The organism is Cellulomonas sp. EB106-03-03-XG116, assembly GCF_058792015.1.
The window spans coordinates 1-19,878 of sequence record NZ_JBYTEP010000051.1; the positions used below are offsets into that span (position 1 = coordinate 1).

At 76.9% G+C, this 19,878-nt stretch carries 16 protein-coding genes; 9 read left to right on the forward strand and 7 right to left on the reverse strand.

Going from position 1 to position 19,878, the window contains the following annotated elements:
• Positions 1–1,930 (reverse strand): helicase-associated domain-containing protein (locus AC3WUG_RS15930; protein WP_492328564.1); only part of this gene is annotated, 1,930 nt, incomplete at its 3' end.
• A 72-nt stretch (positions 1,931–2,002) separates the two neighbouring features.
• Here AC3WUG_RS15930 and AC3WUG_RS15935 point away from each other — a divergent pair.
• The 7 genes from AC3WUG_RS15935 to AC3WUG_RS15965 all read left to right on the forward strand — a co-directional run bounded on the left by AC3WUG_RS15935 (position 2,003) and on the right by AC3WUG_RS15965 (position 12,128).
• Positions 2,003–3,337, forward strand: coding sequence for an MFS transporter (locus AC3WUG_RS15935; RefSeq protein ID WP_492328565.1), 1,335 nt, complete (start codon positions 2,003–2,005; stop codon positions 3,335–3,337).
• A gap of 1 nt (position 3,338) precedes the next feature.
• Entirely contained in the window at positions 3,339–4,556 is a 1,218-nt protein-coding gene (locus AC3WUG_RS15940) for a M20 metallopeptidase family protein (RefSeq protein WP_492328566.1), read from the forward strand.
• Positions 4,557–4,722: 166 nt separating this feature from the next.
• Positions 4,723–6,000, forward strand: coding sequence for an EAL and HDOD domain-containing protein (locus AC3WUG_RS15945; RefSeq protein ID WP_492328567.1), 1,278 nt, complete (start codon positions 4,723–4,725; stop codon positions 5,998–6,000).
• Between the two features lie 128 nt (positions 6,001–6,128).
• Positions 6,129–6,512, forward strand: coding sequence for a cold-shock protein (locus tag AC3WUG_RS15950; RefSeq protein WP_147795518.1), 384 nt, complete (start codon positions 6,129–6,131; stop codon positions 6,510–6,512).
• A 2-nt stretch (positions 6,513–6,514) separates the two neighbouring features.
• The gene (locus tag AC3WUG_RS15955) at positions 6,515–7,450 is read left to right on the forward strand and encodes a DUF3027 domain-containing protein (RefSeq protein WP_492328568.1); all 936 of its coding nucleotides are present in this window, start codon (positions 6,515–6,517) and stop codon (positions 7,448–7,450) included.
• Positions 7,447–10,905 (forward strand): sacsin N-terminal ATP-binding-like domain-containing protein, encoded by a 3,459-nt coding sequence (locus AC3WUG_RS15960; RefSeq protein ID WP_492328569.1) that lies wholly within the window; start codon positions 7,447–7,449, stop codon positions 10,903–10,905. Before AC3WUG_RS15955 ends, AC3WUG_RS15960 begins: the two co-directional genes overlap by 4 nt.
• On the forward strand, positions 10,902–12,128 hold the full coding sequence (locus AC3WUG_RS15965; RefSeq protein WP_492328570.1) for an MFS transporter: 1,227 nt from the start codon (positions 10,902–10,904) through the stop codon (positions 12,126–12,128). Before AC3WUG_RS15960 ends, AC3WUG_RS15965 begins: the two co-directional genes overlap by 4 nt.
• 55 nt (positions 12,129–12,183) lie before the next feature.
• Here the strand turns inward: AC3WUG_RS15965 and AC3WUG_RS15970 are convergent, their stop codons facing one another.
• From AC3WUG_RS15970 to flgN, 6 genes are all read right to left on the reverse strand, one after another.
• Positions 12,184–12,426, reverse strand: coding sequence for a DUF2530 domain-containing protein (locus AC3WUG_RS15970; RefSeq protein WP_147795522.1), 243 nt, complete (start codon positions 12,424–12,426; stop codon positions 12,184–12,186).
• Positions 12,427–12,583: 157 nt separating this feature from the next.
• Positions 12,584–13,834 (reverse strand): EAL and HDOD domain-containing protein, encoded by a 1,251-nt coding sequence (locus tag AC3WUG_RS15975; protein ID WP_492328571.1) that lies wholly within the window; start codon positions 13,832–13,834, stop codon positions 12,584–12,586.
• Between the two features lie 32 nt (positions 13,835–13,866).
• Complete coding sequence (locus AC3WUG_RS15980) at positions 13,867–14,292, reverse strand: flagellar assembly protein FliW (RefSeq protein WP_492328572.1); 426 nt, start codon at positions 14,290–14,292, stop codon at positions 13,867–13,869.
• Positions 14,289–15,191: a flagellar hook-associated protein FlgL gene (flgL, locus tag AC3WUG_RS15985; protein WP_492328573.1), complete on the reverse strand. Its 903-nt coding sequence runs from the start codon at positions 15,189–15,191 to the stop codon at positions 14,289–14,291. Before flgL ends, AC3WUG_RS15980 begins: the two co-directional genes overlap by 4 nt.
• A complete protein-coding gene (gene flgK, locus AC3WUG_RS15990) occupies positions 15,188–16,612 on the reverse strand; it encodes a flagellar hook-associated protein FlgK (protein ID WP_492328574.1) in 1,425 nt (474 codons plus the stop codon). Before flgK ends, flgL begins: the two co-directional genes overlap by 4 nt.
• A 49-nt stretch (positions 16,613–16,661) precedes the next feature.
• Positions 16,662–17,147, reverse strand: coding sequence for a flagellar export chaperone FlgN (gene flgN / locus AC3WUG_RS15995; RefSeq protein ID WP_492328575.1), 486 nt, complete (start codon positions 17,145–17,147; stop codon positions 16,662–16,664).
• A gap of 377 nt (positions 17,148–17,524) precedes the next feature.
• Between flgN and AC3WUG_RS16000 the strand changes: the two genes are divergently transcribed.
• Together AC3WUG_RS16000 and AC3WUG_RS16005 are read left to right on the forward strand one after the other, a co-directional pair.
• Positions 17,525–18,400 carry a sigma-70 family RNA polymerase sigma factor gene (locus AC3WUG_RS16000; protein ID WP_492328576.1) on the forward strand — a complete coding sequence of 292 codons (876 nt, stop codon included), beginning with the start codon at positions 17,525–17,527 and terminating at the stop codon, positions 18,398–18,400.
• Between the two features lie 224 nt (positions 18,401–18,624).
• Positions 18,625–19,815, forward strand: coding sequence for a flagellin N-terminal helical domain-containing protein (locus AC3WUG_RS16005; protein WP_492328577.1), 1,191 nt, complete (start codon positions 18,625–18,627; stop codon positions 19,813–19,815).
• The last annotated feature ends 63 nt before the right edge of the window (positions 19,816–19,878 follow it).

A 19,878-nucleotide genomic window follows, 5' to 3' on the forward strand; every position in this document is an offset into this window, starting at 1 on the left:
CCCCCCCCCCCCCCCCCCCCCCGACCCGGCGCACGGTGGGCGCGGCGTGCAGCACCTGCCCGTCCGGCGTCTCGGCGACCGGCGCCAGCCCGTGCGCCCGCAGCGCGGCGAGCAGCTCGTGCAGCGGCGCCTGCGCGGCGAGCACGGTCGGCGCGAGCCGGACCAGCCCGAGGTCGGCGTGCCGGGGGTCCTCGGCGAGCCCGGCGAGCAGCGCGGGGTCCTCGGTGCGGACGTACGACGACGCCGCGCCGGTGCGCAGCCGCCCGTGCCGGCGCGCGGCGTCCCGGACCAGGTACTCCAGCGGCTGCGGCACCCCACCCCGGGCGTGCGCCGCGAGGTCGGCGAGCAGGTCGTCCGCGGTGGACCCGGCGTCCAGCGCGTCCCGCACCGACTCGGGCGTGAACCGCACGGTGACGGCGCCACCGCGGGACTCGACCCGCGCGGACGCGTCGAGCAGCGCCTCGAGCTCCTGGCTCGGCCGGCCGGGGACGATGCCCGTGAGGTCGGCCTGGAGCAGCAGGTCGTCGACGGCGGGCGGCAGCGCGGCGCCGAGGCCGGCGGCCAGCGCGGGACGGGGGTCGGCGTCGGGGTCCAGCAGCGCGCGGCCGGCGACCGGCAGGGCGCCCGCTCCGAGGGCCCCGAGCCAGCCCGCCTCGCGCAGCACCGCGGTGATCGCCTCGAGCGGGGGCACCGACCGGGGCGTGCGCCAGGCCAGGCCCGCGCGGACGGCGGCGGCGTCGGGCGCGGCGCCCGGCCCGGCGTCGGCCAGCAGCCCGAGCACCGCGTGCCGCAGCCGGGGCGCCCACGGCCGGCCGAGCTCCGGGCCGAGCGCCGGGCGGACCCCGCCGCGCTCGTCGCGGGTGCCCACGAGCGCGGGCCACCGCGGCGTGGCGGCCCACCAGGACGCGAGCCGCGCCCACCGGTCGGCGAGGTCCAGCGCGAGCCACTCGTCGGCGAGGGTCGTCGGGACGTGGTGCGGCGACTCCTCGCCGTCGTCCCGGACCAGCGCGCCCACGCCCGCCAGCTCGACGACGAACGCCGCCTCCTGCTCGGTGACCTCGAGGGCGCTCGCGGTGCGCCGCAGGTCGCGGACGCCGAGCCCGCCGGCGCGGAGCACCGGCGGCGGGGCCTGGCCCCACAGCCGCAGCAACCCCGCGACCAGCCGGACGGCGCGCTCGGCGGCGCTCGCGTGCTCGGCCTCGACCAGCGCCGCGTCCCGGCGCGGCAGGTCCTCCGGCGCGGGCGGCGCCGCCGGGGCGCGGTGCGTGCGGCCGTCGCGCAGCGCGAGGGCGACCGTGCGGGGGAGGACGACGTGCCGCTCGTCGGCCCGGACCAGCAGGCCGGCGCGGACCAGCTCGGTCACGGCCTCCGCCGCCGGCCCGGACGCCGGGCGCACGCCCACCGGCGGCCCCCAGGTGAGCGCGTCCAGCACCGCGCGCCCCGCGGCGGGGGCGTCGGCGAGCAGGGCCGGCACCGCGGCGGGGTCGGGGTCGTGCGGCGCGGGGGCGGCGAGGCCGGCGGTCGCCGGGCCGAGCAGCTCCGCCACGCCCGGCGCGGGCCGCAGCACCGGGTCGGACGCGCGGCCGCCGGCGGGGTGCACCAGGGCCAGGTCGGTGGCGGTCGCCAGCGCGGCCCGGACCGCGGGGGCGTCCGCGCGCCCGGCACCGACCGCCGCCACCACGTCGCGGGCGCGGACCCCGGTCGCCGGGTCGGTCGACCCCGCCAGCAGCGCGACGACGGCCTCGACCGCCTGCAGCACCGCCGCGTCGACGCCCGCGAGCCCGCGCTCGAGGCTCGGCCGGCTCGTGGCGCGGGCGGCGAGGGAGGCGAGCGTGGCGGGCGACGGGTGCGCCAGGTCGGGGCGCCGCAGCAGCAGGCGCACCAGCTCGTCGTCCGACCTGCCGCGCAGGTGCTCGCTGAACGTGGCCATCCGCACCACGATACGTTCCGGCGGGTCCGGCGCGGGGCCGGGTCCGCCGGGGCGAGCCACGGGGAGGCAGCGATGGCACGGGTGCGCCGGGCACGGGTCGTGGTGGCGAGCACCGCGGGGATCTTCGTCGAGTCGCTGGACTGGACGATGTACGCCCTGCTCGCGCCGTACTTCGCGGGGCAGGTGTTCCCGGGCGACGACCCGGTGACGCGGGTCCTGGGCGCCTACGTGGTGTTCGCGGTCGGCTTCGTGGTCCGGCCGCTGGGGTCGTACGTGATGGGCCGGATCACCGACACGCGGGGCCGGCGCACCGGCCTGCTGGCGTCGGTGTCGCTCATCGCGCTCGGCGCCGCGGTCATCGCGGCCGCGCCGACCTACGCCGTCGCCGGCTGGTGGGCCGCCGTCGTGGTGGTGCTCGCCCGGATGCTGCAGGGCATCGCGATGGGCGGCGAGGTCGCCACCGCGGCGACCTACGTCGTCGAGGTCGCCCCGCCCGAGCGCCGGCACCGGTACGGCGCGTTCGCCTACTCCGGCGACGCGCTCGGCACGCTCGGCGGCACGGTGGTGCTCGCGGTGCTGCTCGGCGTCCTCGGCCCGGACGGGCTGCGCGACGGTGGCTGGCGGATCGCGTTCGTGATCGCGGCGCTGTGCGGCCTGCTGGCGCTGTGGATCCGGCGCGGGGTGCCGGAGTCGGAGGTGTTCGAGCGGGCGCGGGACGCCGGGGTCGAGCCGGCGGGTCCGCTGCTGCGCCGGCACGCGGGCCGGATGGCGCTGGCGTTCATGCTCACGATCGGCTCGACCATGGGCGTCTACTTCGGGTCGGTGTACCTGCCGGAGTTCGCCGGGCACACCGGGCGGCACACCGAGACCCAGGCCGCGTCCCAGCACACCGTGGCCCTGATCTGCCTGCTGGTCGCGATGATCGCCTCCGGGTTCCTCGCCGACCGGTTCGGGCCGCTGGCGCTGATCCGCACCGGGTTCACCGCCGCGGCCGTCCTGGTCGTGCCGCTCATGCTCGGGCTGGCGGCGGGCGCCGTGCCGTACCTGGTGGCCGCGCCGCTGCTCACGATCTGCGTCGGCCTGCAGCTCGGCGTCACGCCCGTCGCCGGCGCGCGGCTGTTCCCGGTGCCGATCCGGGCCGTCGCGCTGGGCGTCCCCGCGGGCGCCGCCATCGCGCTGTTCGGCGGTACGTTCCTGTTCGTGGCCGAGTGGCTGATCTCCCGCGACGCGCTGCGCCTGGTCCCGGTGTGGGCGGCGGCGGGGCTGACGGTGTCCGCCGTCGGCTCCTGGCTCGTGAGCGAGCGGCTGCTCTACCCCGTCGAGACGCTCGCGGGGACCCGGGCCGACCCGTCCCCGGCGCCCGGCCCCGCCGGTCCCGTCGCCGCACCGCACACCACGGAGGTCTGACATGCCGCTCGACCACCCCGCCCTGGACGCCCTGCGCGCCGACGCCCGGGCGCTGCTGCCCGACACCGCCGCGCTCCGGCACGCGCTGCACCGCACCCCGGAGATCGGGCTCGACCTGCCGCGCACCCAGGCGCTGGTCCTCGAGGCGCTGGAGCCGCTCGGGCTGGAGGTGCGCACCGGCACCGGGCTGTCGTCGGTCGTCGCCGTGCTCCGCGGCGCGCGTCCCGGCCCCGCGGTGCTGCTGCGGGCCGACATGGACGCGCTGCCCGTGACCGAGGAGACCGGTGAGCCGTTCGCGAGCGAGGCGCCCGGGGCGATGCACGCCTGCGGCCACGACCTGCACGTCGCCGGCCTGGTCGCCGCGGCACGGCTGCTGGCCGCCCGCCGCGAGGAGATCGCCGGATCGGTCGTGCTGATGTTCCAGCCCGGCGAGGAGGGCGACCACGGAGCGCGCCTGATGATCGAGGAGGGCGTGCTGGACGCCGCGGGGGAGCGGGTCGTCGCGGCGTACGGCCTGCACGTGCTGTCTGCGATCCTGCCCACGGGGGCGATCACCAGCCGCCCCGGCACCCTGCTGGCCGCGGCGGACACGGTGCACGTCACGGTGCACGGGCGCGGCGGGCACGGCTCGATGCCGCACCTCGCGCTGGACCCGGTGCCGGTCGCCGCCGAGATCGTGCTCGCGCTCCAGGCGATGGTGACCCGGCAGTTCGACGTCTTCGACCCGGTCGTGGTGACCGTCGGGCGGATCGAGGCGGGCACCACCGACAACGTGATCCCTGCGGACGCCCGCATCGAGGCGACCGTCCGCACGTTCTCCGAGGCGGTGCACGGCCTCGTGCCCGAGCGGCTCGCGCGGGTGTGCGAGGGCGTCGCCGCCGCCCACGGTCTCACCGTCACCGTCGACTACCGGCGCGGCTACCCGGTCACGTCGAACCGGCCCGAGGAGGTCGACCGCCTGGCGCGGCTGGCCACCGGGCTGTTCGGCGAGCGCGCGTACGTCGACGCGGCCCAGCCGCTCGCGGGCTCCGAGGACTTCTCCTACGTGCTCCAGCAGGTCCCGGGCACCTACCTCGGTCTCGGCGCCACGCTCGCGGACGCCGACCCGCGGACCGCGGCGTACAACCACTCCGCGCACGCGCGCTTCGAGGACGGGGCGCTCGCGGTCGGGCCCGCGGTGCTGGCGGCGCTCGCGCTCGACCGGCTCGCGGAGGGGTGACGGCGGCGCCGTCCGGCCGACCCGGGGCGCCCGACCGGGGGACGCGCGGCGCCTGATCTGCGGCTCCACCCGCGCGAGCGCTCAGGTCCGCCTCACCTGTGCCGATGACAGGTGTCGACGCGCCCGTCGAGGGGCGGTCCGCGCGCTCGGAGCGGAAGGGACACGCATGTCGATCACCGCGGGGCACCTGCCCCCGGCCACGCGCGAGGTGTGCGTGGCGCGCCAGGGCATCTACGACGTGCTGAGCCGGCCCATCGGGCACGAGCTGCTGTTCCGGGCCAGCCCGGACGCCCTCGAGTCCGGCGTCCGCCCCGGGGTCGACGACAACCGCGCCACCGCGACCGTCATCGTCGCGACGCTGACCGAGTTCGGCGTCGAGGACCTGGCCGGGAACGGCGACCTGTTCGTCAACGTGCCCCGGTCGTTCATCGTCGACGAGCTGCCGGTCGCGCTCGACCCGCACCGCGTCGTGCTGGAGGTCCTCGAGAACGTCCCCGCCGACGAGGAGGTGGTCGCGGGCGTCGAGCGCCTGCGCCGGCTCGGGTTCGGGATCGCGCTGGACGACTTCGTCCCGGGCGACCAGCGCTGGGACCTGCTCCCGCTGTGCGACTACGTCAAGGTCGACATGTCCGACGTCGGCGACCGGCTCGCCGAGTTCGCCGACGAGCTGCGCGCGGTCGCCCCGCACGCCGCGCTGGTGGCGGAGCACGTCGAGGACGAGGCCGACTTCCTCGCCGCCCAGGACGCGGGCTTCGACCTGTTCCAGGGCTACCACTTCCGCCGCCCGACCGTGCTGACCCGGCCGGCGCTGGCGCACCACGCGATGGTCGCCGGCCGGCTGCTCGTCCAGCTCGGCGACCCGCAGGTGTCCTACCGCCGCCTGGCCCGGCTCACCGCCGCCGACCCGGCGATCGCGCTCAAGGTGTTCCGGGTCGTGAACTCGGTGTCCGGTGCCGGGCGCACCGTGCGCAACCTGCACCAGGCCCTCGTGCTGCTCGGGCGGGAGCGGTTCCGCGCGATGCTCGTGCTGGAGGTGCTCGCGACCGCCGGCCACCACGACGACGAGATCCCGCTCATGGCGCTCGCCCGCACCCGCGCCGCCGAGATCCTCGCGCCGCAGGACCCGCTGGAGGCGTCCACCGAGGCGCTGGTCCGCATCGTGTCCGAGCTGCTGGACGTGCCGGTGTCCGAGCTCGACCCCGAGCTGCACCGGTCCCAGCCGAGCGCCCGGGTGGTCGCCGCGTGCGACGTGCTCGACGCCTACCTGGACGCCATCGCGGAGGAGGCCGTGCCGTCGATCCGGTCGCCGTACTCCGCGCTGCACGTCTCGCTGGTCTACCTGACCGCGCTCCGCGAGGCGCGGGCCCTGCTCGCGACGGTCTACCAGCCCGTCCCGCGCCTGCAGGCGGTCCCGGGCGGGGTCGAGGACGTGGCGTTCGGCTGAGCCGGCCGCGCGCGGGGTCCACGGGGGTCCGCCGGGGCGGAGTGGCGCGCTGCGCGGGCGGTGCGACCGGTAGCCTGGTGACGTGCGGCGCGACGCCGCGCGAGTTCCGACGAGCACAGGGGATCGCAGTGCCCACCGGCAAGGTCAAGTGGTTCGACACCGATCGCGGCTTCGGCTTCATCGCCGCCGACGACGGCACCGAGGTGTTCCTGCACGCGTCCGCGCTGCCCGCGGGGATCGGCACGCCCAAGCCCGGCACCCGGGTGGACTTCGGCGTGGCCGACGGCCGCCGCGGCCCGCAGGCGCTCGCGGTCAAGCTGCTCGACCCGGTGCCCTCGGTCGCCGCCGTGCAGCGCAAGCCCGCCGACGACATGGCCGTCATCGTCGAGGACCTGATCAAGGTGCTCGACCGGGTCGGCAACGACCTGCGCCGCGGCCGCCGCCCGGAGAAGTCCCGCGCCGAGCAGGTCGCCACCCTGCTGCGCGCCGTCGCCGACGACCTCGAGGCCTGAGCATGGCGACCGCGACCCAGGACGCCGTGCTCGGCGGCGCCGTCGACCTCGCCCGCGAGGCCGCGCTCGAGCTCGCCGAGCACCCGCAGGACGTCGGCGAGCACCTCGGCTACACCGTGGACGCCGACCGGCTCGTCTCGCACCGGTTCGCCTGCACCGCCAAGGGCTACCGCGGCTGGGTGTGGACCGTGACGCTGTCCCGGGTGCCCCGCGCCCGGAGGGCGACGGTCTGCGAGGCCGTGCTGCTGCCCGGCGACGACGCCGTCCTCGCGCCCGCCTGGGTGCCGTGGGACGAGCGGCTGCGCCCGGGCGACCTCGGCCCCGGCGACGTGCTGCCGTTCCGCGCGGACGACCCGCGCCTGGAGCCCGGGTTCACCCCGACCGGGGACCCGGAGATCGACGACGTCGCGATCGGCGAGCTCGCGCTGGCCCGCAACCGGGTGCTGTCGCCCGTGGGCATCGCCGAGGCCGCCGAGCGCTGGTACCGCTCCAAGCAGGGCCCCGCGTCCGCCGGCGCCGTCGCGTCCGCCGAGCCGTGCATGACCTGCGGGTTCCTGGTGCCGCTGCAGGGCGCGCTGGGCACGGTGTTCGGGGTGTGCGTGAACGCGTGGTCGCCGGACGACGGCAAGGTCGTCGCGCTGGAGCACGGCTGCGGCGCGCACTCCGAGACCGACGTCGAGCCGCGGCCGTCCGAGTGGCCCGAGGTCCCGGTCGCGCGCGAGCTGGACGTGGTCCCGACCGCCGAGGTCGTCGGGTCCGGGGCGGTCGACGCGCCGGCGCCGGACGCCGCGGCCGCCCGGGCGCCCGGGGACGGCGCGGCCGACCCCGCCGTGACGGTGGAGGCCACGGTCGAGTCCGTGACCGTCGAGGTCGAGGTGGCCGCGGACGACGTGGCGACCGACGACGCGCCGCCCGCGGAGGACGAGCCCCGGTCGTGACCGGCGACGTCTTCGGCACGCGCGCGCTGCGCGAGCGGGTGCTGGGGACGTGGCGCGCCGACCCGGCGCGCCTGCGCGAGGACGCGAACACCGAGGAGGACCACGCCCGCGGCTACTACCGCGACCGGGTGGTGGTCGAGCTCGCGCAGAACGCCGCCGACGCGGCCGTGCGCGCGGGGACGCCGGGGCGGCTGCTGCTGCGGCTGACGACGGCGGGCGCCGCCGAGGCGGGCGACGACGCGGCCGGTGACCCGGGCGGCGACCGCCCGGGCGGCGCCGGAGAGGGCGCGGCAGCGCCGGGTGGCGCGGTCCTGGTCGCGGCGAACACCGGCGCGCCGCTGGACGCCGCCGGCGTGCACTCGATGGCGGCCATGCGCGCCTCGGCGAGCCGGGACTGGCCCGGCCACGACGGCACCGGGGCCGGGGGCCCGGGCCTGGTCGGCCGGTTCGGCGTCGGCTTCGCGGCCGTGCGGGCGGTGTCCGACGACGTCCGGGTGCTGTCCACGTCCGGCGCGGTGCGGTTCTCGCTCGACGACACCCGCCGCGACCTCGCGCTCGCCGGGGTCGACGAGCCGCGGCTCGCCGACGAGGTCGCCCGCCGCGAGGGGTCGCTGCCCGCGCTCCGGCTGCCCCGGGAGGACGCCGGCCGCCCGCCGGGCGGGTACGACACCGCCGTGCTGCTCGGGCTGCGCGACGACGCGGCGGTGGACGCCGTGCGGTCGATGCTCGCCGAGGTCGGCGACGCGCTGCTCCTGGCGCTGCCCGGGCTGACGGAGGTGGTGGTCGAGGACGACCTGGCCGGCCACCGCCGCCGGGTCGCCGACGTCGACCGCCGGTGGCGGCGCCTGACCGTCGAGGGCGAGCTCGATCCCGCGCTGGTCGCGGACCGCCCCGTCGAGGAGCGGTCCCGCCGCCGCTGGCGCGTGACTTGGGCGCTGCCGTCCCGCGCGGGGGCGGGCGACCTGGCGGGCGGCGCCGACCTGCTCGCCGCGCTCACCGGGGTGGCGGCCGGCGAGCCGCCGTGGGAGCGGGTGCTGCACGCGCCGACGCCCACCGACGACGCCCTCGACCTGCCGGCGCTGCTCGTCGCGACCGTCCCGCTCGACCCCACCCGGCGGCGCGCCGCCCGCGGCCTCGCGACCGACGCGCTGCTCGACGTCGCCGCCGAGGCGTACGCCCGGCTCGCCGCCGCGTGCGCCGCCGACGGCGAGGACGCCCTGCGGCTCGTCCCGCTGGGGCTGCCGGCGGGCGAGCTCGACGCCGCGCTGCGCGGCCGGCTGGTCGAGGCGCTGTCCCGCACCCCGCTGCTGCCGCCCGCGGGCGCCGCCGGGCCGGCCGAGCCCGACCCCGGCCCCGACGGCGAGGCCGACCGCGCCGCCCCCGACGGGGACGACCGCCCCGCGCCCGACGACGCGGACCACCGCCCCGCCCCGGACGACGACGGCCGCGCCGCGCCGGACCCCGCGGACCTCGTCGAGCCCCACCGCGCCGTCGCGCTCGCCGGCGCGCACGCCGCCGGGCTGACGCGCGCCCTGGCCCCGTGGTTCGCCGGCCTCGTCGTGCTGCCCGAGGGCCGCCTGGCCGCGGCCCGCGCCCTCGGCGTCGAGGTCCGCGACGTCGCCGAGTACGTCGAGGAGCTGCCCGCCGCCTCCGGCCTCCCGCCCGCGCGGTGGCGCGCGCTGTACGCCGCGCTCGCCCCGGCCGCGGGGGACCCCCTCGTGCGCGAGGCGCTCGCCGCGCTGCCCGTCCCGCTGGCCGACGGCCGGGTGGTCCGGGGCGCCCGCGGCCTGCTGCTGCCGGTCGCCGGCGCGCTCGACGCCGCGGGCCCGGTGGCCGGCGCGCTGGCGGTCCTCGGCCGGTGGGGCGTGCGGCTGGTGCACCCCGCCGCCGCGCACGAGGTGCTGGAGCGGCTCGGCGCGGCGCCCGCGGACCCCGCGGCGCTGCTCGCGCACCCGGGCGTGCGGCAGGCCGTGCTGGACCAGGCCGACGAGGACGACGTCGCGGTGGCCGAGCAGGTCAGCGACGCCGTGCTCGCGCTCGTGCGGGCCGCGGTGGCGGACGGCACGGTCGCGCCGGAGGGCGAGCCGGTCCCCGTCGGGCGGGCCGTCCTCGGCCTGCTCACCCTGCGCGCGGCGGACGACGAGCCGACGCCCGCGCACGGCCTCGTGCTGCCCGGCTCGCGCGCCGAGCGGCTGCTCGACCCGCGCGTGCTCGCCCCGGTCGCGGCGGACGCCGTCGAGCGGTGGGGCGCGGACGCCCTCGCCGCCGCGGGCGTCCGCGCGGACCTGGTGCCGCTGCTGCTCACGGACGTCGTGGCCGGCCCGGACGACCTGCCGTACGCCGACGACGACGCCGACCTGGTCACCGACGGCCTGGACGGCTGGGACGCCTGGGTCGCCGAGGTCGCCGCCGTCGTCGGGGAGGGGGAGGCGCTCCCCGAGGTGCTGGCGGTCGCCGACCTCGACGCCACGGACCCGGGCGCCTGGCCCGCCGTGCTCGCCCGGCTCGCCGAGCCGGGGCCGCTGCGGCGCGCGCTGCTCGACGAGGTGCGCGGCCCCACGGGCCGCCCGGCTCCCGGCTACACCGCGTGGTGGCTGCGGCACCGGTCGGGGCTGCCGCTGGCGGCGCCGTTCGCGGTCGCCGGGGCGGAGCCCGCCGTCGCCCGGCTGCTGCCGCCCCCGCCCGCGGAGGTCGCCGCGCTGGACCCCGTCGCCCAGGCGGCGCTGGGCGGCGTCGCGAGCCTCGCCGCGGTCCCGCCCGGCGCCTGGGACGCGCTGCTGCGGGCCGCTGCGCCCGTGGGCGGCCGGGTCGACGTCGAGCTCGCCGCGGCGGTGTGGTCCGCCTGGGCCGGCATCGCCGCCGCGGACGCCGCCGCCGGCACCGCTCCCGGCGCCGACCCGGACGCCGACGGGGACGCGCTGCCGGGCCTCGACGTGCTGCCCGCGCTCGTGGCGCCCGACCGGGTCGTCCTGGTGCACGCGGAGGACGCCGCCGTCGCGCCGTCGCCGATGTGGTGGCAGCGCACCGACGTCGCGGCGATGGTGCCGGCGACCGGCCCGGCCGACCCGGAGGACCTGGCCGAGCTGCTCGGCGTCCCCGTGGCCGGCGACCTGGCGGACGGCGTCGTCGACGAGCGGGACGGCGACGACGCCGGGACCCTGTCCGCGACCCCGGAGGCGGTGCGGGTCCTGCTGCCCGGCGCGCCGGACACCTGGATCGAGCACGAGCAGCTGCGGGTGGACGGCGTCCCGGTCGACTGGTGGGTGGACGGCTCCGGCCCGGACGCGATCGTGCACGCCACCCACCTGGCGGGGCTCGCGCGCGGGCTGGCGCAGGCGTGCGGCGCGTGGCGGGTGCGGCACGCGGTGGAGCTCGCCCTGGTCGAGCCGGCGCGGGCCGCGGAGCTCGCCGTGGAGCAGGTCGCCGACGACGGGGGCATGATGGACGGCCGATGAACCGCAGCCTGCTCACCTCGGCCTACCTGCCCGCCCTGCTGTACGAGACGGGCCTCGGCGCCGTCACCCCGGTCGTCGCCCTCGTGGCCGCGGGGATGGGCGCCCGGCTCGACCAGGCCGCGCTGGTCGTGGCGCTGGTGGGCGTGGGTCAGATCCTGGGCGACGTGCCCGCGGGCGCCCTCGCCGCCCGGGTCGGCGACCGGCGGGCCATGCTGATCGCGGCGCTGGTGGCCTGCGTCGCGCTCACCATCGGCGCGCTCGCCCCGACGCTGCCGGTGCTCGCGGTCGGTGTCCTGCTGACCGGGGCCGCGTCGGCCGTGTTCCACCTCGCCCGGCAGGCCTACCTGACCGAGGTCGTGCCGGTGGTGAACCGGGCGCGGGCGCTGTCCACCCTGGGCGGGGTGTCGCGCATCGGCGTGTTCCTCGGGCCGTTCCTCGGCGCGGCGGTCCTGCACGTCGCGGACCTGCGCGCGGTGTTCTGGCTCGCGGTCGGCACCACGGTCGCGGCCGCGGCGGTCGTCGGGCTGGCCCGCGACGTCGACGACCGGCACCCCGCGGCGCGCGCCCGCCCGCGGGTGTCGACCGCCGGGCTCGTGCGCCGGCACCGGCGGCTGCTCGCGACGCTCGGGCTCGCGGTCGTGCTGGTCGGCGCCGTGCGGGCCACCCGGCAGGTCGTGCTGCCGCTGTGGTCCGAGCACCTCGGGTTCGCCCCCGCCACGACGAGCCTGGTGTTCGGCATCTCGGGCGCCGTCGACATGCTCCTGTTCTACCCGGCGGGCAGGGTCATGGACCGGCGCGGGCGGCTGTGGGTCGCGGTGCCGTCGATGCTGGTGCTCGGCGGGGCGATCGCGGTGCTGCCGCTGACGTCGACGCTCGGGGGCCTGGCGGTCGTGGCGATGGTCATGGGGTTCGGCAACGGCATCGGGTCCGGGATCCTCATGACGCTGGGCGCCGACGTCGCGCCGCCGGACGCCCGGGCGCAGTTCCTCGGGGTGTGGCGGGTGTTCCAGGACTCGGGGGCCGCCGCGGGACCGCTGGTCGTCTCCGCGGTCGCCGCCGCGGGCAGCCTCGCGGCGGGGATCGTCACGATGGGCGCGGCCGGCCTGCTGGCGGCGGGCGCCCTCGCGGCGACCGTCCCGCGCTGGTCCGAGCACGCGACGGCCCGCACCCGCGCCCGTGCGGCGGCCGCCCGCGCCGGGGCGACCTCGCCGACCTCGCAGTAGACGTCGCGATCCGGCCCGCGGAGGCGACGTCCACCGCCCGCTCGGCGGGGCTGGGTCAGCGGCCGGGGCGGCGGCGGGTCCAGGCGAGGCCCAGCCCGCCCAGCGCGGCGCCGGTGACGCACGCCCAGACGCCGTGCGGGCCGGCCGCGTCGGTCAGCCACAGCACGACGGCCACGACCAGGGCCACCAGCCACGCGGCGATGCCCACCAGGAACACGGGCCGCATGCTCACCGGGACCGGCTCCGGGGCGGGCTTGCGGCTCTCCGGGCGCAGGGCGAGGTGGATGAACGACGGCACGGCCACCACCCTATGCGCTCCCGCACACCCCGAGCCCGCGTCCCGCTCGCGCCGAGATTGCAGCTGTTGCGGGGTTCGGCGTCCTGAACCCCGCAAGAAGTGCAATCTCGGCGGAGGGGGGGGAGGGGCGGAGGGGCGGAGCGGCGGAACCGGGGGGCTACTCGCCGAAGGCCAGGGCCGTCGCGGTCGCGAGCGCGCTCGGGACGGCGGCGAGGTACGCGTGCGCGACGTCCCACGGCTCCAGGCCGGTGGCGGCGACGGCCGCGGTGTCGTTCTCCTCGTGCGCGAGCACGGCGGACAGCACCTGGCCCAGCCGGCCCTCGCGGCGCAGCAGCGCCGCGCCGAGCGCGTCGGACACCCCGGTGCGGGCGACGAGCTCCGTGAGGTCGATGCCCTGCTGGGCGGCGACCGCGGACAGCAGCCCGACGGTGTAGGCGGCGTCGTCCCCGGCGATCGTGTGGCAGGTCATGGCCCGGGTGAGGATCGACCACAGCGTGCCGACGGACGCCGGCTTGGCGTCGATGAGCGACGCGATGGCGAGGGCGTGCAGCTGCCGCGGGCCCACCAGGACGACGGCCTGGAGCACGGAGTCGATCTCGCGCCGCAGCCCGAACGCCGAGGAGTTGACCAGGTGCAGCACGCGCATGGACAGTTCGGGGTCGGAGGCGACGGTGCGCACGACGGTCTTCTGGTCGACCTGCTCCTCCGAGAGCACCCGCAGCAGCTCGAGGCACTGCAGCTCGCCGGCGGAGAACGACCGGCGGGTGACCGGGGGGTCGCGGTGGAACATCGGGCCCTGGAGCAGGTCGGCGCCGATGGACTGGGCGGTCTCGAGCCGCTCGGTGGTGTCGGTGTGCTCCGCGACCACCGTGGCGCCGGCGGCGTGCGCGCGGGCGACGAGCTCGGCGCAGTGGTCGGCGCCGCGCTGCAGGTCGACCTTGACGATCGACACCCGGTCCAGGAGCCGGTCCTGGGCGAGGGAGCCGTCGTAGTCGGCGAGCGCGAGCCGGCTGCCGCGGGCGGTGGCGGCGGCGAGCAGCGCGTCGACGTCGGGGCGCCGGGCGAGCGCCGGGGTGATCTCGAGCATCAGCCGGTCGGCGTCGTACCAGACGGCCGCGGTGCCGGCCAGCAGCCCGGAGGTCGCCCGCAGCAGCACCGGCTTGTCGCCGGCGAGGCCCGCCAGGTCGAGGCGCCGGTAGGCCGTCTCGACGGCCGCCTCCGTGCTCTCGTCGGGCAGGGACGCGCCGGTCGGCCCGCTGACCAGGACGCGCACGGCGTAGCCGTACACGGAGCGGTCGTGGTGCACGACGGGCTGCCGCAGCACGGTGGTCTCGCCGCCGCCGATGGGGATCGGGCTGCCGCTCGCGGCGCGCGGGGACCCGGCGTCGGCGCCGAGGGTCGAGGTCATCGCGATCTCCAGGTCGGGTCGGTCGGGGAGGGTCAGGCGGCCGGCGCGAGCGGCGCCCGCAGCGGCCAGTCCTCGGCGAGGACGGTCTGCACGGCGGCGCCGGTCGCGGGGTCGACGACCAGCGGGGCCAGCAGGTTCGCCGTGGGCGGCTCGCCGCCGTCGGCGGGGCGCACGACGACGAGGCGCACGGCGTGCTCGCTGTCGGCGCCGATCGTGGCGAGGACGTCCCCGGTGATCGCCGGGGCGTAGTCCGGGAAGAACGCGTCGGGGTCGACGACGAACAGCCGGACCGGGCGGGCGCCCGCGGGCTCGGCGCGCAGCGCGTACAGCACGCCGGCGTCGTCCAGCGGGGTGAGCGTGAAGTCCTCGTACCCGGCGAGGCCCGGCATGGGCGTGCGCAGGTGCAGGTGCTCGGGCAGGTGGGTGCGACGCGGGGCGTCGGCGAGCTCAGCGGTCATCGGAGGAAGTCCAAGAGAGTCGGCTGGAGGACCTTGGCGGCGGCGCCCAGGGCGCCCTTGTACGCGACCTCCTGCGACTGGAGGTCGAGGATGACCTGCGCGAGGTCGACGTCCTGGATGGCGCCCAGGCGCGTCTTGGCGGTCACGGTGCTCTCCGCGATGAGCGACTGCGCGGAGTCGACCTGGTTCTGCCGGGCACCCACCGAGGAGAGCTCGGTGGTCATGGCGTCCAGGCGGTCGTCGATCGCGTCGAGCTGGTCGGACGGGTCGCCGCCGGCCTGCAGGGTGGCGACGATCCCGTCGAGCAGGGCGAACACCGAGTCGTCCCCGGTGCCGAACACCCGGGCGCCGTCGGAGTCGACGCGGACCGTGGTGCCGCTGGCGACGGTGCGGGTGACGGTGGCGCCGTCGACGCCCTTGAAGTCGTACGCACCCGCCGCGTCGTCCGCGGCCCCGAACGCGGGGGCCGCGACGGTGCCCGCGAACACCGGGCGGCCCAGGTACTCCGTGTTCGCCTGGGCGAGCAGGGCGTCCTTGAGGCCGGAGATCTCCTGGGCGAGCGCCTCGCGCGAGGTGCTGCCGAGGGCGCCGTTGCCGCCCTGGACGGTGAGGTCCCGGACCTTGCGCAGGTTGGCCAGCGAGGTGGTGAGCGCGCTGTCGACGGTCACCAGCCACGCCTCGCCGTCGGCGGCGTTGCGGTCGTACTGCGCGAGCAGGCGCTGGTCGCCCTGGATCTTCAGGACGTCGGCGGTCCCGGAGGGGTCGTCGGAGGCGCGGTTGATCTTCACGCCCGAGGACATCTGCGTCTGCAGCTGCGACATCTTGTGCAGGTTGTCCTGCAGGTTGCCCAGCGTCGTGTTCCGCACCGTCATCTGCGTGACGCGTCCGATCGTGGTCATCGGCCCACCACCCCCGTCCGGTTGATCAGCGTGTCGAGCATCTCGTCCACGGCCGTGAGCACGCGGGCCGCGCCCTCGTAGGCCCGCTGGAAGGCGAGCATGTTGACCGTCTCCTCGTCGGTGTCGACGGAGGTCTGCGCGAGCTGCGCGGAGGCGGCGGTGGCGCGGGCGGCCTCGGCGACGGTGGCGCGCGACGCGGAGGACGCGGACTTCACGCCCAGGTCGACGACGAACGCGGACCACTGGGAGTCGGGGCCGTCGGCGGCCTTGGCGAGCGCCGCGATCTTCTCGCCGACGCTGCCGTCCAGGCTGCCCTGCCCGGGCGCGGCGACCGCGATGCCGGACGGGTCGGTGATCGCGACGGACAGCCCGAGCGCGGCGGGGCGCGAGGCGTCGATGGTGAAGAAGTCCTGGCCCGTCGTGCCGTCCGCGGTGGCCGCGGTGCGGTGGATCGCGTTGACGGAGTCGGCGATGGTCGTCGCCATCGCGTTGAGCGACGCGCCGGCGGCGGCGAGGACGCCGCCGTCCTCGGCGGGGCCGAGCGCGGTCAGCAGGCCGGCGACGCGACCGCCGTCGAGGCCGGCGGCGTTGCCGTTCCGGGCCCAGACGATGCTGACCCCGGCGCCGCCGGAGACGGCGTCGCCGAACGAGGCCGCGCTGCCGGCGCCGACGGCCAGGGCGTTGGCGGAGCCGCCGGACACGAGGGCGTTGCCCGCGACCATGACGTCGACGCTGCCGTCCTCGTTCGTGCGCGTGGTGGCGCCGACGAGCGAGGACAGCGAGGTGATCAGCTGGTCGCGCTGGTCCATCAGCTCGTTGGCGGAGCCGCCGGCGTTCGTGATGGACAGGATCCGGGTGTTCAGGTCGGCGACGTTGGCCGCGGTCGTGTTGACCTGCGTGACGAGCGCCTTGGTGGTGGTCAGCGCCTGGTCCCACTGGGTCGAGACGTCCTGGTACAGCGTGGACAGCCGGTCGGCGACGGCCTTGCCGCGCTCGAGGAGCACCGCGCGGTTGGACGCGGAGCCGGGGCTGTTCGCGACGTCGGACCAGGTGGTCCAGAAGCTCGTGAGGTCGGCGGAGAAGCCGGTCTTCGACGGCTCGCCGATGGTGGCCTCGAGGGTGTCGTACTCGGTCGCGATCGCGGCGAGCCGGGAGGCGCCGGAGGTCTCGTTGCGCAGGCGGGCGTCCAGGAAGACGTCGCCGAGCCGGTCGATGCCGGTCACGGCGGTGCCGATGCCGACGCCGTTGCTCGTGGAGAACATCGACGGCACGGTGGCGGCCGGCAGGGAGGCCATCGCGGCGCGCTGCCGGGTGTACCCGACCGTGTTCGCGTTCGCGATGTTCTGCCCCGACACCTCCAGCGCCTGGCGCTGCGCGATCAGGGAGCTGAGGGCGGTGCCCAGTCCGGAGAAGGTGCTCAACGGATCCTCTTCCTCGGGTGTCTCGGGTCGGGTGGCCTAGGCGGCCGGGTCAGAAGGACCGGTCGAGCAGCTGCGCGCTGCGGTCGGCCTCGGCCGTGGTGTGGCCCTGGGGGTCGTAGGTCTGCACCGACTCCTGCAGCGACATGAGCGTCTCCTGCGTGGCGCGGTGCGACATCGCGAGCAGCTCGCGGTTGCCGTCGGCCAGCTGGCCGATCTCGGTGGTGAGCTGCACGAAGGCGTCGCGGTGCGCCTGCAGCAGGTCGTCCCACGGGGTCGGGGCGTGCTCGGCGAGCGTCCGCAGGGTGGCGCCCGGCTCCAGGCCGAGCTCCAGGGCGACGGCGTCGGCCTCGGCGGACCGGCCGAGCTCGGCGTCCCGGATCTGCTCCAGGACGGTCTCGACCTCCCGCGTGGCGTGCGCCAGCCACCGCGTGCGCCCGCTGGTGAGCACGAGCTGCTCCTCCTCGAGCTTGAACAGCAGCAGCTCGAGCAGACGGCGCTCGGTCCACAGGACGTCGGACAGCTGGCTCAGGGCCATCGGGCCTGCCCCCCTTCGATGCGGCGGTGGTGCGGTCGGGACGCCCGGCGCGGGGTGCCGGCCGCGGCGTGATGCCTCTCCTATCGGGACGGGGCGGGGGGTCCTGAGCGAAACCGGACACCTCGTGGCCACCCACGCGCCGCCGTCGGCGGGTGCCGCCTTGAACCGACTGGTCAGTCCGTGTATCTGACAGGACAGCGATCTCCGGGATGTGACGTGCATCACAACTGCTCAGGATCGCCCGGAGCTATGTCGGCGGATGTCCGTTTTGTCTTTCCGGTACGTCCGAAATGGTCGCGGAAGTCGCATAGATGGGGTCTCCATGAGTTTCATGAGAAAAACTCAAGGCGGGTTTCACCCCCGCCGAGAACCGGTCCGTGAACAGCTCTGCAGCCACCCCCGCCGCCGACGACCTCGTCGTCGCGCACATGCCGCTCGTGGGGTACCACGTGAGCGAGGTCCTCTCCCGGGTCCCCGCCACCGTCAGCCGGGAGGACCTCGTGTCCGCCGGCCACCTCGCGCTGGTGCTCGCCGCCCGCGCGTACGACCCGGAGACGGGCGTCCCCTTCCCCCGCTACGCCGCGCTGCGCATCCGCGGCGCGCTGATCGACGAGCTGCGCTCGATGGACTGGGCGTCCCGCGGCGCCCGGCACCGCGCCCGCGAGCTGTCGGCCGCGAGCGACCGCCTCACCGCGACGCTCGGCCGCACCCCCACCCGCGTGGAGCTGGCGAGCGCGCTCGGCACCGACCTCGCCGCGGTGGACCAGGCCCGCCAGGACGCGGAGCGCCGCGTGCTGTCGATGGACGCCACCGTGCACCCGGTCGCGGACCTCGTCCGCGACGAGGCGCCCGGCCCGGAGGACAACGTCCTGATCGGCGAGCGGCTGCGCTACCTGCGCGCCGCGGTCGACACGCTGCCCGACCGGCTGCGCACCGTCATCGAGGGCCTGTTCCTGCAGGACCGGTCGGTCGCGGAGCTGGCCGACGAGCTGGGCGTCACCCAGTCCCGGATCAGCCAGCTGCGCACCGAGGGCCTCGCCCTCATGCGCGACGGCCTGAACGCCAGCCTCGACCCCGAGCTGGTCCCGGTCGCCGAGCGGCCCGACGGCGTCGCCGAGCGCCGCCGCCGGACCTACTTCGCCGCGGTCGCCTCGCGCGCCGCCATGACGGCCGCCGGCCACCGCGCGGAGGAGGCCCGCTCGGTGCCGACGCCGTTCGAGGGCTCCGACCGCATCACCACCGCCGCGGTCTGAGACCGCACGCCGAGCTCGTTCACACGACGCCAGGAGGCGCCGGCCGCAGCACGCGGCCGGCGCCTCCTGGCGTCCGGCGTCCCGCGCAGCGCCTGGTCACCGGCCCGTGTTGACCCCTTCGGGTGAACCGGGTCGAACCCCTCAGCCCCGGCCCCGGCCGGTCGAACTTCATGGGTGAGCCCACGGATGGGCCACGAGTACCCCGATCAAGGAAGAAGAGAACCATGGCGCTCTCCGTCAACACCAACATCGCGGCGCTGAACGCGTACCGCAACCTGTCCTCCACGCAGAACGACCTGAGCAAGTCGCTCGAGAAGCTGTCGAGCGGCCTGCGCATCAACCGTGCTGCGGACGACGCGGCTGGTCTGGCGATCTCCGAGGGCCTGCGCGCCCAGATCGGCGGCACCACCCAGGCCGTGCGCAACGCCCAGGACGGCATCTCCGTCGTCCAGACCGCTGAGGGTGCGCTCACCGAGACGCACTCCATCCTGCAGCGCATGCGGACCCTGTCCGTCCAGGCGTCCAACGAGGGTGGTCTGTCCGACACCGCGAAGTCCAACATCCAGGACGAGCTGTCCGAGCTCAAGACCGAGCTCACCCGCATCGCGGACACCACGCAGTTCAACGGCAAGAAGCTGCTGGACGGCAACTACGACGGTTCGTTCCAGGTCGGCGCCAACACCTCGGCGCAGGACAAGATCAACGTCAAGATCCAGACCGGCAACGGCCAGGGCCTCGGCACCGAGGGCCTCGGCCTCGCGGGCGTCGACGTCACCGCGATCGCCTCCAACGCCACCACCGTGGCCAACACGACGGCCGCCGAGTCCGGCACCGCCGGCGTGAAGACCCTCGCCGCCGCGGTGGACTTCACCGCCGACGACGTGAAGAACTTCCAGGACCTGAACGGCACCGTCACCATCGGTGGCAAGTCGCTCGACCTGAAGTCGGTCGACTACACGGGTGTCACCACCTCCGCCGGTGCCACCACGGCCCTGCAGAACGCCCTCACCGCCAAGTTCGGCGCGGGCGCCGTGACGGCCGCCGCCACGGCGACCGGCATCACCCTGACCGGTGCGGCCACCACGGGCACCGCGGCCGAGGTCGCGGCGACCGAGGTGAACTTCACGCAGGCCTCCGGTGCCTCCGAGGCGATCGACCTGATCGACTCGGCCATCACCTCGGTCTCGCAGGTCCGTTCCTCCCTCGGTGCGGTCCAGAACCGCTTCGACCACACCATCAACAACCTCAACGTCGCGGTGGAGAACCTGACCGCGTCCGAGAGCCGCATCCGCGACACCGACATGGCGTCCGAGATGGTCAGCTACACCCGCGCCTCGATCCTGTCGCAGGCCGGTACCGCGATGCTCGCCCAGGCCAAGAACCTGCCGCAGAGCGTCCTGCAGCTCCTCCAGTGAGCTGTCGCCCCCGGCCGGTGACGGCCGGGGGCACCGCACGACCCTGACAGGCGGTGGGTGGAC

Excerpts from the sequence above, each read along its gene's own strand:
- AC3WUG_RS15935 (WP_492328565.1), top strand. The coding sequence starts at position 2,003 with ATGGCACGGGTGCGCCGGGCACGGGTCGTGGTGGCGAGCACCGCGGGG.
- AC3WUG_RS15940 (WP_492328566.1), top strand. The coding sequence starts at position 3,339 with ATGCCGCTCGACCACCCCGCCCTGGACGCCCTGCGCGCCGACGCCCGG.
- AC3WUG_RS15945 (WP_492328567.1), top strand. The coding sequence starts at position 4,723 with ATGTCGATCACCGCGGGGCACCTGCCCCCGGCCACGCGCGAGGTGTGC.
- AC3WUG_RS15955 (WP_492328568.1), top strand. The coding sequence starts at position 6,515 with ATGGCGACCGCGACCCAGGACGCCGTGCTCGGCGGCGCCGTCGACCTC.
- AC3WUG_RS15965 (WP_492328570.1), top strand. The coding sequence starts at position 10,902 with ATGAACCGCAGCCTGCTCACCTCGGCCTACCTGCCCGCCCTGCTGTAC.
- AC3WUG_RS15975 (WP_492328571.1), bottom strand. The coding sequence starts at position 13,834 with ATGACCTCGACCCTCGGCGCCGACGCCGGGTCCCCGCGCGCCGCGAGC.
- AC3WUG_RS15980 (WP_492328572.1), bottom strand. The coding sequence starts at position 14,292 with ATGACCGCTGAGCTCGCCGACGCCCCGCGTCGCACCCACCTGCCCGAG.
- flgL (WP_492328573.1), bottom strand. The coding sequence starts at position 15,191 with ATGACCACGATCGGACGCGTCACGCAGATGACGGTGCGGAACACGACG.
- flgN (WP_492328575.1), bottom strand. The coding sequence starts at position 17,147 with ATGGCCCTGAGCCAGCTGTCCGACGTCCTGTGGACCGAGCGCCGTCTG.
- AC3WUG_RS16005 (WP_492328577.1), top strand. The coding sequence starts at position 18,625 with ATGGCGCTCTCCGTCAACACCAACATCGCGGCGCTGAACGCGTACCGC.